This is a genomic window from Ignavibacteriales bacterium, from assembly GCA_016709155.1.
Taxonomy (GTDB): domain Bacteria; phylum Bacteroidota; class Ignavibacteria; order Ignavibacteriales; family Ignavibacteriaceae; genus JADJEI01.
Window position 1 is genome coordinate 1,073,079 of record JADJEI010000013.1, and the last position, 16,241, is coordinate 1,089,319.

General features: G+C 35.7%; 11 protein-coding genes and 3 pseudogenes. 10 read left to right on the plus strand and 4 right to left on the minus strand.

The genetic code is table 11. From position 1 onward, the window contains the following. Positions 1 to 20 precede the first annotated feature (20 nt). From IPH11_18430 to IPH11_18475, 10 genes and pseudogenes are all read left to right on the plus strand, one after another. On the plus strand, positions 21 to 1,058 hold the full coding sequence (locus IPH11_18430) for a quinol:cytochrome C oxidoreductase (protein ID MBK6915541.1): 1,038 nt from the start codon (positions 21 to 23) through the stop codon (positions 1,056 to 1,058). A 15-nt stretch (positions 1,059 to 1,073) separates the two neighbouring features. Then, positions 1,074 to 1,991: a cytochrome c gene (locus IPH11_18435; protein ID MBK6915542.1), complete on the plus strand. Its 918-nt coding sequence runs from the start codon at positions 1,074 to 1,076 to the stop codon at positions 1,989 to 1,991. Positions 1,992 to 1,997: 6 nt separating this feature from the next. Then, a complete protein-coding gene (locus tag IPH11_18440; GenBank protein ID MBK6915543.1) occupies positions 1,998 to 2,795 on the plus strand; it encodes an SCO family protein in 798 nt (265 codons plus the stop codon). An 8-nt stretch (positions 2,796 to 2,803) separates the two neighbouring features. Next, positions 2,804 to 4,470 (plus strand): annotated as a pseudogene (ctaD, locus tag IPH11_18445) (cytochrome c oxidase subunit I). Between the two features lie 53 nt (positions 4,471 to 4,523). Beyond that, on the plus strand, positions 4,524 to 5,087 hold the full coding sequence (locus IPH11_18450; protein ID MBK6915544.1) for a cytochrome c oxidase subunit 3: 564 nt from the start codon (positions 4,524 to 4,526) through the stop codon (positions 5,085 to 5,087). Positions 5,088 to 5,096: 9 nt separating this feature from the next. After that, entirely contained in the window at positions 5,097 to 5,396 is a 300-nt protein-coding gene (locus IPH11_18455) for a cytochrome C oxidase subunit IV family protein (GenBank protein MBK6915545.1), read from the plus strand. 5 nt (positions 5,397 to 5,401) lie between these two features. After that, positions 5,402 to 6,034, plus strand: a complete 633-nt coding sequence (gene coxB / locus IPH11_18460; GenBank protein MBK6915546.1) for a cytochrome c oxidase subunit II — start codon at positions 5,402 to 5,404, stop codon at positions 6,032 to 6,034. Between the two features lie 6 nt (positions 6,035 to 6,040). Then, positions 6,041 to 6,910 carry a protoheme IX farnesyltransferase gene (locus IPH11_18465; protein MBK6915547.1) on the plus strand — a complete coding sequence of 290 codons (870 nt, stop codon included), beginning with the start codon at positions 6,041 to 6,043 and terminating at the stop codon, positions 6,908 to 6,910. A 16-nt stretch (positions 6,911 to 6,926) separates the two neighbouring features. Further along, entirely contained in the window at positions 6,927 to 8,255 is a 1,329-nt protein-coding gene (locus IPH11_18470) for a c-type cytochrome (protein MBK6915548.1), read from the plus strand. A 145-nt stretch (positions 8,256 to 8,400) separates the two neighbouring features. Further along, positions 8,401 to 11,319, plus strand: coding sequence for a T9SS type A sorting domain-containing protein (locus tag IPH11_18475; protein ID MBK6915549.1), 2,919 nt, complete (start codon positions 8,401 to 8,403; stop codon positions 11,317 to 11,319). A gap of 49 nt (positions 11,320 to 11,368) precedes the next feature. On the opposite strand, the pseudogene IPH11_18480 reads toward IPH11_18475, so the two are convergent. From IPH11_18480 to clpP, 4 genes and pseudogenes are all read right to left on the minus strand, one after another. After that, a pseudogene (locus IPH11_18480) lies at positions 11,369 to 12,870 on the minus strand (magnesium chelatase). Positions 12,871 to 12,889: 19 nt separating this feature from the next. Continuing rightward, positions 12,890 to 13,986, minus strand: a pseudogene (locus tag IPH11_18485) (VWA domain-containing protein). Between the two features lie 93 nt (positions 13,987 to 14,079). Next, complete coding sequence (locus IPH11_18490; GenBank protein ID MBK6915550.1) at positions 14,080 to 15,549, minus strand: serine hydrolase; 1,470 nt, start codon at positions 15,547 to 15,549, stop codon at positions 14,080 to 14,082. Positions 15,550 to 15,617: 68 nt separating this feature from the next. Then, complete coding sequence (gene clpP / locus IPH11_18495; protein ID MBK6915551.1) at positions 15,618 to 16,238, minus strand: ATP-dependent Clp endopeptidase proteolytic subunit ClpP; 621 nt, start codon at positions 16,236 to 16,238, stop codon at positions 15,618 to 15,620. Positions 16,239 to 16,241: the final 3 nt, after the last annotated feature.

Genomic DNA, 16,241 nt, shown 5'->3' on the forward strand with positions numbered 1-16,241 from the left:
TTAGTTACTTGGTGGCGTACATGTTTTTGGTAAGCCTTGGTGTAGGTTCTGTATTTTTGTTAGCCCTCGAATATGTAGCGGGAGCGGATTGGAGTGTTCCCTTTAGAAGGATCATCGAATTTACCGGCTTCATAACTCCATTTCTTTTAATCCTCGTAATTCCTCTGTTATTTAATTTGGAGGAATTATTTAAATGGGCACAACCACAGATTGTAGCAAAGGATGAAATACTTACCGGCAAATCGCCATATTTAAATACCGAATTTTTTATTATCAGGGTGGTGGTATTTATTTTTATCTGGTCGGCATTCTATTTCTTTATAAGCAGAAATTCACTCAAACAAGATTCGAATGGTGATCAAAAACTTACGAGAATAAATATCAAATTGTCGGCAATATTTATCCCGTTGTTTGCATTAACTATCTCATTTACATCATTTGATTGGATGATGAGTTTGGAGCCTCACTGGTTCTCTACAATTTTTGGGGTTTACTTTTTTTCCGGGACTGTGATTGCTGCGCTGGCATGCGCAACAATTTTTGCAATCCCCTTAAAAGAAAAAGGATATTTGCATTCTGATTTAAATAACGAGCACCTTTTTAGTTTTGGTGCTTTGCTTTTCGCATTTGTAAATTTTTGGGCATACATTGCATTCTCTCAATATTTATTAATATGGTACGCCGATCTTCCAGAAGAAACAGTTTGGTTTTTAACAAGATGGCAGGGAAGCTGGGCTTACTTTTCTATTTTATTAATTGTAATCCACTTTTTAGTTCCTTACATCATTCTGCTTTCACAACCGGCTAAAATGGATCCAAAACGATTGAAATTTTCAGCAGTTTGGTTATTGTTTGCTCATCTGTTTGATCTTTTTTGGTTAATAATGCCAAGTGTAAAATCAATGGAACATGGGTATATTTTTAGCTGGATTGATCTGGTATTTCCAGTAGCTGCTGTAGGAATTGTTATAATAATCTTTACCTTAAAAGCTAAGAATAATAATCTAATTCCCGTTGGCGATCCTAAGCTGCAAAAGGGTTTGAATTTTCATTTATAATTTTAAGTTGATAATATGATTGAGAAAATAAAAAGTACATTTAAAGAAGTTTTAGATAATCCAGGAAAAATCCTCGGAATTAGTTATATCTATGTAATTATAATTGGAATACTTATCGGTCTATATTATGTCTCACGGATAAATGAAGTTGCTAAACAAAAAATTCCAGGTGTACTTCCCGATACTACAAAAGATACTGACCTTGTTTTGATGGAGGCAAAAAGCGTTCCCTCAATAGATCTAAATGTAGTTTCTGTAGCAAGTGCTGAACTAGTAGAGAAGGGTAAAACATTGTTCCAAACTTCCTGTGTATCGTGTCATGGAGAAACCGGTCAGGGAAACGGTCCCGGCGGCGTCGCATTAAATCCCCCTCCTCGCAACTTCACATCTGCGGATGGCTGGAAAAACAGCCCGCTGATTAGTGGCATTTACAAAACACTCGAAGAAGGAATACCGGGAAGTGGAATGATTTCTTATAATTTTTTAACTCCTGAGGACAGGTTCGCATTGGCGCATTATATAAGGGAAACTTTTTTAAAGAATGCACCGAAGGATACTCCTGATGAATTATCGTTACTTGATGCGACCTATAATCTATCAAAGGTTCAAAATATCCCCGCGCAAATACCTGTTAAAAGCGCAATGATTATTTCGTCGAACGAAGCTGAAAAGAAATCTGAATTCATTCAAAAATTAATTCCCGAAATTTTGAATAGTTCAGAAAGAGGTGCGGAATTATTAAAAGATAATACTTCCAATGTTTCGAAAGCAATTGCGGTTCTAATGAATGATATTAGCTGGAAGAATAATCAGAATCAATTCGTTAGTTTAGTAGTGAATGAAGTAAACCAAAATGGATTCAGTAATTCGGTTTTTAGATTGACTTTGGAAGATTGGAACGTATTGTTTAACTATGTAAATCAAAAGTTTTAATTCAATATGAAATTTCATATAAAATTAATTTTTATTTCATTTCTTTTAATCAATTCCGCATTTGGAAATGATAAAAAAATTGAAGTGGGAATTGATGAGCAGTTGGGAAAATATATTTCGCTTGATGCGCAGTTTAAAAATGAATCAAACGAAACCATTCTCTTAAAAGATTTAGTAGATAAACCTGTAGTCATAGCATTCGTTTATTATCAATGTCCAAGTATTTGCAATCCATTAATGTTGGAAATTGCTGATGTTGTTAACAAAGTTGATCTAAATCTTGGTACGGATTACAAAATTATTTGCATAAGTATAAATGACGATGAAACTTCTGCAATTGCAACATCTAAAAAGAATAATTTTTTAGGTATGATCAATCATCAAGTTAACCCAAATGCCTGGGTGTTTCTCACCGGTGACAGTACAAATATTTTGAAGTGCACACAATCCGCTGGATTTTATTTTAAAAGGGATGGTGAAGACTTTGCTCACACGGGCGCATTAATTTTTCTTTCTCCGGATGGAAAAATTTGTAGATACATATTTCCTGATTATTCAGATAGCAGGGGTTTTGGAATTTTGCCTTTCGACTTTAAAATGGCGTTGATGGAAGCATCAGATGGAAGAGTAGGTACGACTATAGCACGCGTTTTACAGTATTGCTTTAGTTATAGCCCCGAAGGTCAAACTTATGTTTTGAATCTTACAAGGATTTTTGGTGCTATTATAATTTTGTTCGCAGGGGTATTTATATTTTTTGTAATTAAATTAAAACCAAAAAAATTAAAGCCGAGGATTACTTAAGGATAAATATGGCAAGTGACGTTAATGAATTAAAAAATAATGGAAGAGAACCGAGTTATCTTGAGTATAAAGGAAAACATACCGGGTTACTTGGATGGATACTTTCGACTGATCACAAAAGAATTGGAATACTATACCTCACAGGATTAATTATCTTTTTCCTTACCGGAATGACTTTCGGGTTCCTGATGAGGTTGGAACTGATTTCGCCCGGGAAGACCATCATTGATCCACAAACTTATAATTCGTTTTTCACTCTCCATGGAGTGATAATGATTTTTTTGTTTGTGATTCCTGGTTTACCCGCAGTATTTGGAAATTTTTTTCCTGCCAATTTTGATTGGGGCGAAAGATGTTTCATTTCCAAGAGTGAACTTATTGTCCTGGTACTTGTATATTATTGGAGCTTTACTGGTACTTGTATCATTATTATTGCCAGGCGGTCCGGTAGATACTGGATGGACATTTTATATCCCATATAGCGTTCGGACTGGAACGAATGTTATGTTCGCTTTGTTTGGTGCATTTGTATTAGGATTCTCCTCGATACTCACCGGGTTAAATTTTATCACTACAATTCATCGCTTAAGGGCGCCGGGAATGGGTTGGTTTAAGATGCCGCTATTTACCTGGGCACTTTATGCCACAGCCTGGGTTCAGGTGCTTGCTACTCCTATTGTCGGGATTACTTTTGCTTTTAGTTGCTGTTGAAAGAGCATTTGGAGTTGGTATTTTCGATCCTGCACTTGGCGGTGATCCTGTTCTATTTCAACATTTGTTTTGGATATACTCGCATCCTGCCGTTTACATTATGATTTTACCTGCGATGGGGATAGTTTCAGAAATTATCCCGGTTTTTTCGAGACGAACTATTTTTGGTTACAAGTTCATTGCTTTTTCAAGTATCGCAATTGCGTTATTTGGCTCATTAGTCTGGGCGCATCACATGTTTACAGCAGGAATGAGCAACACCTCACAATTTGTATTTTCGCTTTTAACAATGGTGGTTGCAATTCCCAGTGCAATTAAAGTTTTTAACTGGACTGCAACACTCTACAAAGGTTCTATTGAATTAGCCCCCCCGATGCTTTATGCTCTTGCGTTTATTTTCCTTTTCACTATTGGAGGCTTGACCGGCATAATGCAAGGTATTCTGACTGTAGATATTCAAGTGCACGATACTTCCTTTATCGTTGCTCATTTTCATTATGTAATGTTTGGCGGAACAGGTTTTGGTATTTTTGCGGCAATGCATTACTGGTTTCCCAAAATGTTTGCTCGAATGTACAATCTTACTGTTGCCAAGGTCGCTTTTTGGATTGTTTTCGTCGGATTTAACACCCTTTATTTCCCGATGTTTATTATGGGCTGGCTCGGAATGCCAAGAAGATATTATGATTATCTTCCCGAATTTCAAACCTACCACGTAATTTCGACGATTGGTTCGTGGATTTTAATTTCAGGAATTTTATTAATGTTTTATAATTTCTATCGTTCATTTAGGGGCGGAAGGAAAGTTACTGAAAATAATATCTGGGGCGGCGAGACCATGGAGTGGAAAGTTCAAACTCCACCAATTTTAGAAAATTATCACGATGTTCCGACAATTACTGCCGGACCTTACGACTATAAAATTAATGATTCAGTAAATCTTAAACAGGAGGTAGTTAATTGAGCAGTCAAGATCACGCTGTGGCTCACGTTCACCGCGATGATGTAGCTTCGCGAATGGGAATGTGGTTGTTCTTATTCACCGAATTATTGTTATTCGGAGGTATGTTTTTTATTTACTCTGTTTATAGGTTTACGCATCAGGTTGATTTTCATCTTGCCGCAAAAGAATTGAATACAGTGATGGGTACTTTTAATACTGCTATTCTTCTAACAAGCAGTTTAACAATGGCTTTATCAATTGCCGCAATTCAGAAGAAAAACAAAAACCTGTCTATATTTTTTCAGGTTATTACAATCGTACTTGCGTTATCATTTATGGTTAATAAATATTTTGAATGGACTGCCAAATTCCATCATGGTATTTTCCCCGGTTCTCCCGAATTACTTGATAAACCAAATGGTGAAATCCTTTTCTTTGGATTATATTATGTAATGACGGGACTGCACGGTCTCCACGTTATAATAGGAATGATTTTAATCGGATATATGACAAGGCTGACTAAGAAGGAGATAATAACGTCTGAAAGCTTTGTAAAATTGGAATCAGCAGGATTGTATTGGCATCTTGTTGATATAATCTGGATATTTTTGTTCCCTCTATTTTACTTAATCACTTAAGGTAATTAAATGCATATTAGCGAAAAACATGAAGAGCACACCACCGGTTATGGGATATACATTTTAGTATGGATGTCCTTAATGACTTTGACCGCAATTACTGTTGCTGTTGCGGGGATAAATTTGAGCAACTTTACCGTAGCTACTGCCTTAATAATAGCTTCAATTAAATCATACCTGGTTTTGACAATATTTATGCATTTACGAAGCGAAGAAAAAGCATTTAGAATTTTTGTTGGTGTTGCGATATTTTTTGTGCTCATTTCAATTATTCTTTTATTCTCAGATTATTCTTTTGTTGCAAGGTAAATAATATGAATCAAGGATCAGGCGCATCATCTTTTGTAAATTCTGTTGACACAGCTTTTTTAATAACACTCGTTGTGTCAATTTTCTTTCTTGTTCTTATCACCGGATTGATGATTTATTTTGTTATTAAATATAGCCGCAAAAAAAATCCAAGACCTTCAAACATCCACGGCAATATGGGACTTGAGATCACGTGGACTTTAATTCCCACCATTCTTGTCTTGGTGATGTTTTATTTTGGGTGGACAGGCTATTTAGACATGTCTTATCCGCCGGAAAATGCATATCAAATTGATGTGACCGCTCAAATGTGGAAATGGACTTTTACATACAAGGAAGGGGTTCAGTACGATACTTTGTATGTTCCTTCTGATAAACCTGTTTTGCTAAATTTGCATTCGATGGATGTGAATCACGCATTTTTTGTCCCGGCATTCAGAATCAAGAAAGATGTCTATCCGGGATCATTGAAGAGAAGTGTTTGGTTCGAGGCGAAAGAAGGTGTCTATGATATTGCTTGTGCAGAATACTGTGGATTAAATCACTCTTACATGTACAATAAAGTGATTGCTTTGCCTCAAGCTAAATTCGACTTGTGGTTAAATGATAAAGTTAATTCTTCAAAGGGAAGCAAGTAATAAATTTTGAAAAATAAAATTGAAATATTATTAGAGTTAACAAAGTTTAGAATAACTTTTTTTGTTACAGTTACCGCTGTCTTCGGGTTTGTCAGCAACACGGGAAAAATAAATACTTCGCTGATTACACCAGCTTTAGGAATATTGTTCTTAGCTTGCAGTTCGGCAGTATTAAATCACATTCAAGAACGAACTACCGATGCCATTATGGAAAGGACAAAACAGCGCCCGATTCCTTCCGGCAGAATTTCGGCAGCATCAGCACTTTTGATTTTTGCAATTTTATTTTTAATTGGCTCAGGTCTATTATTTTTCTTTTCCGGTTGGATTACGCTGCTGCTTGGGCTGCTAAACTTGCTCTGGTATAATGCTATTTACACTCCGTTAAAAAAGAAAACGGCACTTGCAATTATTCCCGGATCATTAGTCGGAGCTATCCCTCCGATGATAGGCTGGGTTGCTTCGGGCGGTGATATTTTTGATCCTGCAAGTTTAATGATAGCATTTTTCTTTTTCATCTGGCAAATCCCTCATTTCTGGCTCTTACTATTAATGCTGAATAAAGAATATGAAAGTGCAGGGTTCCCGACATTAACAAAAATATTTAGTCAGGCACAATTAAGTAGAATCACATTTGTTTGGATAGCAGCTACAGCAGTATCAGCGATTATAATCCCTCTATACGGACTGACTAAATTCACTTTTATAAATGTGTTACTTTTAGCTGCCGGGATCTGGTTGACTGTTAGAGCCGTTAAATTAATAACGGGCACAGGAAGTCGAATTGAAGTTATTCCGGCTTTCAGACAAATAAATATTTTTGCTTTAATTGTAATTGTACTTATTTCTTTAGATAAACTTCTCTCAAATATATAAAACAGGTAGTAGTCAGATGACATTTTTAGATAAATTTGTTTTACCTCAATCAGCAGAGCATATAGAACTACTCCATTACATGCTATTGCTGGTTTTATTTCTTTTCATCCCATTTATTTCTTTAATTTTTGGCGGAACACTGTTCTCAATTTTCTATAAACGAAAATATGAGAAAGGTGGGGATAGAAACTATGAAATACTTGCAAAGGAATTTATCAACACAAGTACTATTAACAAAAGCATAGGAATAATTTTGGGTATTGTCCCATTAATCGCAATAATTCTTATTTATGCGCAGTTATTGGATCAGTCTGGAGATTCTGCTCTAAGCTATCTGATGGTCTCGTTTTTATTTCTACTACCGGCAATTATTTTGATTTATACTTACCGATATTCTTTTAATTTTAGTCAGATATTTGAACCTGTGCACCAATCTCCGAATGAATCTGCGCAGGAAGATTTTCTACAATTAAAATCAAGTGCAATCAAACTTGCTTCAAAAACGGGTCGAAATGGAATAGTTTTTTTATTTTTTTCAATTTGGTTTTTTGTTGCAGGATTGAATGAAGCAAGCAATGTAGATACCATCAAATTATCATTTATTGGTGGACTATTCTCATTTCCAGTTATCATCAAGCTGTTACTTTTTATTTTTTTCTCGTTAGCATTTGCAGGCTCGACGCTCCTGTTTTCTTTCTTTTATTGGGAGGGTGGAAATAAAAAGTATTCAAATGAGATTAAGAATTTTGTCAAAGAGCAGACATCAAAAATTACTTTGTGGTCAGCTATTTCTCTTCCTCTGTTAATTTTATTTACACTAATAAATATTCCTGCAGAACTTTTATCTGGTTCAATTTTTGGATTTTCCATTATTAGTTTGGTACTGATTTTTATCTCCTATCATTCATTATATTCCCTAAATAAAGGGACAGCTATTAGTGCTGGCGGAGTAGTCTTTTATTCACTTCTCTTTGCCTTGCTCTCTTTGACGATTAAAGATCAATTGATAATGTCGAATGCCACTAAGACTCACTCTCTAATTTTAGCTTCTCAGTACGAGAAGTATCTCGCAGATTTGAAGGGGGAAACAGGAATTGTAGCTGTAAGCGGACAGGATATTTTTAATACAAGGTGTTCCGCCTGCCATAAGTTTGACGTTAAGTTAGTTGGTCCTCCATACAAAGAAACGTTACCTAAATATGAAGGCAAGTTAGCCCAGCTTATTTCATTTATTAAAAACCCCGTTAAGGTAAATGCTGCATATCCCCCAATGCCAAACCCCGGGCTTAAACCTAACGAAGTAGAAGCTGTAGCAAAATATATCCTTGAGACTTACAAGAAATAATAATTATATTTCTTAATAAAGTATCTTGACTGATGAATAGAAAATAACTTGATTTTACTTTTCGCTGGATGTAATTTTAATGTTAAATCTAATAGTTAATTTTTATAATAATTTAATTTTCCCTAAATAATCAAAGAGGTAAGTGATGAAAAAACTCGTTACTCTAATATTATGTTTTTTTATTAGTGTGGCATCATTATCAGTTTTAGCCCAAAGCTATCAGGGACCAGCAGTCGGCAGTATTACCGGTGGTGTTTTGGTTACAACTGATAATTTTTCAGCTCCTGTTGGCACAGGTGAAGAAATAGTTCGTGGTCCAAAAAATATTATAGAACCGATTGAAGAACCATACTTTATTAATTATGGTTACGAACTCCCCAAAATGAATTATATTGAAGATAAATCGGTAGTAGATAACCCATTGGGAGGAGGTAGCGAGACATTATTGCTGCATAGTTTCCCTGGCATACCGATGACAAATTCTATCCCGCCGGATCCTATCATTGCTGCAGGTCCGAATCATATCATTGCTTGTGTAAATAGCGAGTTTACTATCTTTGATAAAGAGGGGAATGAAATCAACAATATTAGTGCAGATTCCTGGTATAATTCTGCTCTTCCAAATCCCGGCGCTTTTGATCCGCAAGTTATTTATGACCATTTTTCTGGTAGATGGGTGATTTTGTATGATAATCAAAATGATGCCGCGCAATCAGCTTACTTTTTAATATCCGTTTCGGATGATGATGATCCAAATGGATTCTGGTATAATTATGCTATTCCGGCTGATCAGAATGGAAGCACATCCGTGAATAATTGGGGAGATTACCCTCAAATGGGTTTTGATGATAAGGCGATATATATCAATTCGCGATCGTTTACTTTTACTTCGGGTGTCTATCAGTATAATAAAATTAGAATAATTAATAAAACTGAATTATATAACGCAAATGGTGGCGCAGTTTCCTGGACAGATTTTTGGGATATTACAAATCCCGGTGGAAGTACAAGAGTTGATGTAATAGAACCTTGTCATATGTACACAGTCAGCAGTGACTATTACTTTCTTTACGCTTCATCCTCAGGTGGGAATACAGTTTCACTTTACAAAATAACAGATCCAATTGGTTCACCAGTTTTGAGTGGGGTTAATATTGCAGTTCCATCCTATACTCAAACTCCATTGGCTAATCAATTGGGTGGCAGTACAATTCTTATCGAAAGTGGCGGTGCAAGAGTTAGAACTCAACCCGTGTTTCGAGATGGAATTCTTTACGCAATTCATTCTATTCGAAACCCTAATTTTGCAACCAACTCTTCAATCCAATATTATCAGATTGATGTAAATTCAAATACACTTGTGGATAATGGTGCTCTTGGTGCAGAAGGGTTCTATTATATTTATCCAGCAATCACTGTTGATAAAGATCAAAACATGGCTATGACTTACAGCCGATCTGCTGATACAGAATACATCGGCTCTTATTTCACCACAAAACTCGCATCCGATCCTCCGGGAACATTAGAAGGAAGCAGAGTGCTGCAAGAAGGTAAGGGTAATTACGTGGTTGATTATGGCTCTGGCAGAAATCGCTGGGGTGATTATTTGGGAGTCTTTCTCGATCCATCGAATGAATATAATGTCTGGATGTTGTCTGAATATGCTGCAGGTACAAATATCTGGGGAACATGGATTGGCGAAGTGAGAATGGTTCCTTATCCCGGGGTTCACGCTTATACGGAAACACCTTCAGTTGATTTAAAGACAGTTGAGGTTGGTTCCCAAAGCTCACCTTACTCGGTAAAACTAAGAAACATAGGCTCCGATCCTATGATCATAACCGATATACCTTCCAGTTTTGGTCAATATTTGATGACTTCAATAATAACATTTCCGGTTACGCTGAATTCCTATGACAGCCTGCAGATAGATTTTGTATTTGCTCCGACTGATACCGGTTTATTCCAAATAAACTATCCAATCACTTCTAATGATCCTGAGTTCACTGGATTCGATTTATCTGCAAGAGGCTTCACTATAAGCTCTGTCTTAGATAATGTTCTTTATGGCTATTCTGGTGCTTCAAGTGATGGCAGGCTTATTGCGATTGATACTTCAAATGCGACAAGTTCGCTGATTGGAATTTCGTTCGAAGATAATCTTACAGGTGTTGCTCTTAATCACGTAACAAAAATTTTATATGGAATAAGCACTGATGAGTTTAATACTGTATTCTATAGAATTGATGCCGCACATGGTGGGACATTTGAATTGTTAACAATGCCAATAAGCAATTTGGAAGGTATTGCTTTTGATACATTAGGTACTTTATACGGAGCTTCTGCCACAGGTCTGATTTATTTTATTGATCTTGAAAATCAGATATTCACAGTTCAATCAGATGCACATATTGGTATCAACAACATCACCATTGACAGCAAAACTAATAAGATGTATGCTTGTCAGCCGAATGTTTTTGGTCAACCTAAAGATAAAATCTATGAGATCAATCCTTTGACGGGAGATACATTGTTGGTTGGTAGAACCGGCTTCAATAGCAAAACTTACAATGCAATGGCATTCGATGGCACTCCGGTTCTGTATATTAGCACAGGTTTAAGTGGTGCAATCAATGAATTGATTCGTTATGATTTATCAACTCTGACCGCTAAATCAGTAGGCTTTACCGGATACAAAAACATAAACGGACTTTCTTTCTTGTCGGGTATTCCGTCTGATGTTAATGATAATCCAAAATCTTCATTGCCTGAACAGTTTTCTTTGAATCAGAATTATCCTAATCCATTCAATCCATCAACTACAATAGAGTATGCTCTTCCTGTTGATGCAAAAGTAAAAATGGTGATTTATAATTTACTTGGTGAAGTGGTTACTGTTTTGAATACCACCGAACAAAGAGCGGGTTATCATAGTTTTGTCTGGAATTCAAAAGATAATAACGGCAATAATCTTAGCAGTGGAATTTATTTTTATGAATTAAAAGCTGACGGGATAAATGGTCAACAATTTACTCAGCTTAGAAAAATGGTACTACTAAAATAATTTTAAGCATTTTAAAAATTACTGCCGGACTTTTACGTCCGGCATTTTTTTATTCAAATTGTTCATTACCAAATTCATCTTCTTCTTTGTTCATAGTAAAAATTGAACTTAACATATGTCCTTAAAATTAACTCCATTCTCCAATTTAAATTTGCTCAACTGGGAAAACTCAGATAACCCATAAAGAATAAACTCCATCATCAATAGTTTTATCTTTTCATCTTCGGGTTTAATTATATTTTCAACAATCGAATCAAGTCCGGGGATTTTTCTCAAGGTGTTTCTATATTCTTCATCAGTGCAAAGCATTAAAAGATCAATGGTATTTCCTTTGCTAAACCAACTTATGATGGGTTGATAAATGTTTTTATCAGTTTGTTTTTTTAATTTTTCGGGTGATGGAAAATAATTTTCAAAAACACTTTTTATAGATTTACCGATAAGAATATTTGCTACTTTACTTGCACCTTCTTGCTCGCCTTCATAGACTAATTCCACTTTACCTGTTATCGCTGGTATCACTCCGTAGATATCCGTCACTCTTGCAACAGATTGCAACGCATTGTTTAAGATTACTCTTCGCTCAACAGTGCTAATAAGATTTTCAAAAGCTGAAATTGTCAATCGCGCTGAGACTCCACTTTTAGGATCAATATATTCACTTCCTCGAGCTTCAAATGAAATTTGCTCAATCAATTCCTTAATTAAATCCGGTACAATTACTTTTTGAATCTGGTCAGGAGTCAATTTGGCTTCCTGTTCAGTTATCTTCATAGAGTCGGCAATTAATTTTGGATAATGGGTAAGGATTTGGCTTTCGATTCTATCCTTCAAGGGTGTAACGATTGAGCCGCGATTCGTATAATCCTCGGGATTTGCTGTAAATACAAATTGAACATCAAGCGGCAATCGAATTTTAAATCCACGAATCTGAATATCATTTTCCTGGAGGATATTAAAAAGCGCAACTTGAATTCTTGCCTGCAAATCCGGTAATTCATTCATCACAAAAATACATCTATGCGACCGCGGTATTAATCCGAAATGAATCACTCTTTCATCAGAGTATGGAAGTTTTAATGTTGCGGCTTTAATAGGGTCCGTATCGCCAATCAAATCTGCAACTGAAACATCAGGCGTTGCAAGTTTCTCCGAGTACCTTTCAGTTCTGTGAAGCCATGTGATAGGTGTACTCATTCCATTAGCGGCAATCAAATCTTTGGCGAACTTTGAAATTGGTTTGAGTGGATCATCATTGAGTTCAGACCCGCTTACGATGGGGATATAGTCATCTAATAAATTAATCAGAAGCCTTGCTATTTTGGTTTTTGCCTGCCCTCTTAAACCCAGCAAGATAATGTTGTGTCTTGATAAAATTGCAGTCTGCAAATCCGGGATAACAGTTTCATCATATCCAATTATTCCATCAAGCGGGTTTGTTCCTTCGTTTAATGAACGAATTAAATTTTCTCTTAATTCTTGTTTTATAGATTTTGATTTATAGTTGGATGCATATAAATCACCCAGTGTTGAAATACTTTTTATATCCATTCCTGTTCCTGATTTTAAATTATCTTACTCTTTTTCTTCTGTTGCGAATGTAGTCTTCAAAAATATATTCTCCTAATCCAGTCAGACTGCTGTAAAAAGCCCTGCCATTGTTAGTCTTTGTGAACTCTCTGACAAATTGCTGTAGGTAGGGGTCATTAGCAATCATAAAAGTAGTAATTGAGATACCGAGCCGCCTGCATTTTGCAGCAGCGTCAAGGCTTTTATTTACGATCATCCTATCAAGCCCAAAACTGTTTTTATAATATTTTGCCCCAACCTTTAAGCAAGTTGGTTTTCCATCTGTAATCATAAAAATTTGTTTGTTAGACGTTTTCCTTCTGCGAAGAATATCAACTGCAAGATCTAATCCGGCAACTGTATTTGTATGATAGGGTCCGGCTTGTAAATAAGGTAGATCCTTTATTTCGATTGTCCACGCATCATCACCAAAGACGACTAAATCCATCGTGTCTTTTGGATATTTAACAGCAATTAATTCAGCTAAAGCCATTGCGACTTTCTTTGCTGGCGTAATTCTATCTTCGCCATATAAAATCATTGAATGAGAAATATCAATTAGCAGTACAGTTGAAGTAATTGATTTAATATCTTTTTCTTCCACTTCAAGATCATCTTCGGTCAATTTGAAATCTTCAACCCCATGGTTTATTTGAGCATTCCTAATAGAATCAGTCATATCAATTTGTTCAATGCTATCTCCAAAAAGATAACTTCGCTTTTCGGAAGTTGATTCATCACCGATTCCAGGGAAAAATGTTTTATGATTACCATTGCGGCTCTTACGAAGTTTACCAAAATTTCTTCAAGTGATTGAGTCCGAATTGATCTTTCGGTTTTAGCAGTTGGAATACTCAACCCTGTTTTGGGATCATCTTTGATATAATTCCTCTCTTTCAAATCATCAATGAAATTGCCAATTCCATATTTATCATCTGTAAGTTTGTATTTTCTATCGAGCTCATTTAACCAGTTTAATGCTTCGCTTAGATCACCTGAAGTTACTGTAAGAAGTTGAAGAAATAATTTGAAAAGACTTTCAAAAGAATTATCCTTTGAAAGTTTTTTAATGAATTGAGTGAATCGAAGTCCTAACATGCAGATTTTAAATTGTAATTTTTGCTGGATAATTTAAATCATTTGATGATGAAATCAAGGATTAAAAAATAGGTCTATTGATTGGAAACTATTTTATTTCTGAGAACTCAATTTCTTCAACTTGTTGATTGAATATTTATCTTGAGGATTAAGCTTGATAGCAGAACGAAAATTTTTAGCTGCGAGTCCTTTATTTCCATCCCTTAAATAAGCATCTGCAAGTCCGGAATATGCCTTATAATAGTTGGGGAATTCTCTGACATAAAGTTTAAAAAGCATTACTGATTCAACAACCAAATTATTCTTTAATAAATCATATCCTAAGTAAGAAAATTCTTCTTCGTTTATATTGTAATATTCAGAAGAATCAGATTTGATTTTAGAGTATAAGTTGAAAACAGAATCTGTAGGCAGGGTAAAAAATTCAGGCAGCAGCCTATCCGCAAGCGATTTCTTTAAAGGATGATAACCACTCCCTAATAATATCGAAGCAAATTCGGCGGCAGGAGATTCCAATTGTCTATCTTTTAAATTAATGAGGTGTACTGTTGCAATTTTTTGGCCGGGGTAGATCACAATCTCCGAAACGAATCCGGTGCCGCTTCCAGAATGCGTATAATACACTCGTCCATAGAAATCAATTTGTCTGTCAACGCCCATCCCGTAAGTATGGCTTTTCCCATTTTTTAATTTAGTAGGAGCAGCCATTGTATCGAGCAAATTCCTCGAAAATATTTTACCATCGAGAAGTGCATTTGCAAATTTCAACAAGTCGGATGCTGTCGATAAAAAACCCCCACCCGGGTATTTAATACTCAAGTCAGCCAGTGGTGCATTTTTTAGCTCCCTCGCGTTATCTCTGATATACCCCTTTGCCCGGTAATAAATAATATCTTTTTGAATATCCGGAGATGTTCGATTCATCTTGAGCGGCTTAAATATATTATTCGTAACATAATCGAGATATGACATCCCGGTTACTTGTTCGATTATTCCTGCGAGCAAATTATAACCAAGGGTGGTGTATTGATAAGCGGTGCCCGGTTCGAAATTTAACGAATCTTTTGCCAGCAAATTTATGACTTCCTTTGTCGAATGGAAATAAACTTTGCTGTCGAATTCACCCGGCATATAATCGCGTATTCCTGCAGTATGATTTAATAATTGTCTAACAGTAAAAGTGTATTTTTTTTTCGGGAAGTAATTAAGATATTTTCTGACATCATCATCCAGTTTCACTTTACCTTTTTCAACCAATTGCATTATTGCTGATGCTGTAATGAGTTTTGAAATAGAAGCAATACGATAAACAGTCGAATCAGTCGCAGGGACGAAATTTTCAACATCAGCCAATCCGATAGTTTTGAGCCATATAATTTTTCCATTTTTTATCGCACCTCCTGAAATCGAAGGAATATTTTTTACAGATTTGTAGCTGACTAAATATTGATTTAATTCATGTTCGACAGAACTCTGGGGAAATAAAAGGTATGGACAGGTTAGAATGATGAATAGTAAATACTTAATAAATTTTTTATTGAACAATTCCGAAAAAATATTCATCATTAGAAGTTTTTTGTAATAACAAATTAATAAAAGCGGCGTACAAAAATATATTGCAGCCGCTAAATTTATTTAATAGGGATTCTTTTTTCGAGAATATTATCTATTAAATGATAACTCAATGCTTCTTCTGCTGAGAGATAATGATCACGTTCACAATCTTTTGCGATTTCTTCGATCGGTTTACCCGTGTGGTCAGAAAGGATCTTGTATAATGTATCTCTTGTCTTCACCATTTCTCGTGCATGAATTTCAATATCCGAAGTTTGTCCTTGCAGCCCGCCTATCCACGGCTGATGTATCATTATTTTTGAATTCGGAAGGCTGGTACGTTTTCCTGCCGCACCGCCAGCTAATAAAACCGCACCCATGCTTGCAGCCATTCCAACACAAATGGTTGAAACATCCGGTTTGATATATTTCATCGTGTCATAAATAGCTAAGCCGGAACTTACACTACCTCCAGGGCTATTTATGTAAAGGTTGATATCTTTCTCAGAATCCTCAGCTTCAAGAAAAATCAATTGTGCAATTGTAAGGCTCGCTATGTGATCATCAATTGCAGTTCCAATGAAAATAATCCTTTCTCTAAGCAGGCGGGAAAAAATATCCATGCCTCGCTCGCCCCTGCCTGTTTGTTCGATTACGTAAGGGACAAGCTGATTAAAAATTTCAAATTTATTACTCATAAT

Bases quoted from the DNA above. Each gene is read 5' to 3' on its own strand.
- IPH11_18430 (MBK6915541.1), top strand. From the start codon at position 21: ATGTTTTTGGTAAGCCTTGGTGTAGGTTCTGTATTTTTGTTAGCCCTC.
- IPH11_18435 (MBK6915542.1), top strand. From the start codon at position 1,074: ATGATTGAGAAAATAAAAAGTACATTTAAAGAAGTTTTAGATAATCCA.
- IPH11_18440 (MBK6915543.1), top strand. From the start codon at position 1,998: ATGAAATTTCATATAAAATTAATTTTTATTTCATTTCTTTTAATCAAT.
- IPH11_18450 (MBK6915544.1), top strand. From the start codon at position 4,524: ATGGGAATGTGGTTGTTCTTATTCACCGAATTATTGTTATTCGGAGGT.
- IPH11_18455 (MBK6915545.1), top strand. From the start codon at position 5,097: ATGCATATTAGCGAAAAACATGAAGAGCACACCACCGGTTATGGGATA.
- coxB (MBK6915546.1), top strand. From the start codon at position 5,402: ATGAATCAAGGATCAGGCGCATCATCTTTTGTAAATTCTGTTGACACA.
- IPH11_18470 (MBK6915548.1), top strand. From the start codon at position 6,927: ATGACATTTTTAGATAAATTTGTTTTACCTCAATCAGCAGAGCATATA.
- IPH11_18475 (MBK6915549.1), top strand. From the start codon at position 8,401: ATGAAAAAACTCGTTACTCTAATATTATGTTTTTTTATTAGTGTGGCA.
- IPH11_18490 (MBK6915550.1), bottom strand. From the start codon at position 15,549: ATGAATATTTTTTCGGAATTGTTCAATAAAAAATTTATTAAGTATTTA.
- clpP (MBK6915551.1), bottom strand. From the start codon at position 16,238: ATGAGTAATAAATTTGAAATTTTTAATCAGCTTGTCCCTTACGTAATC.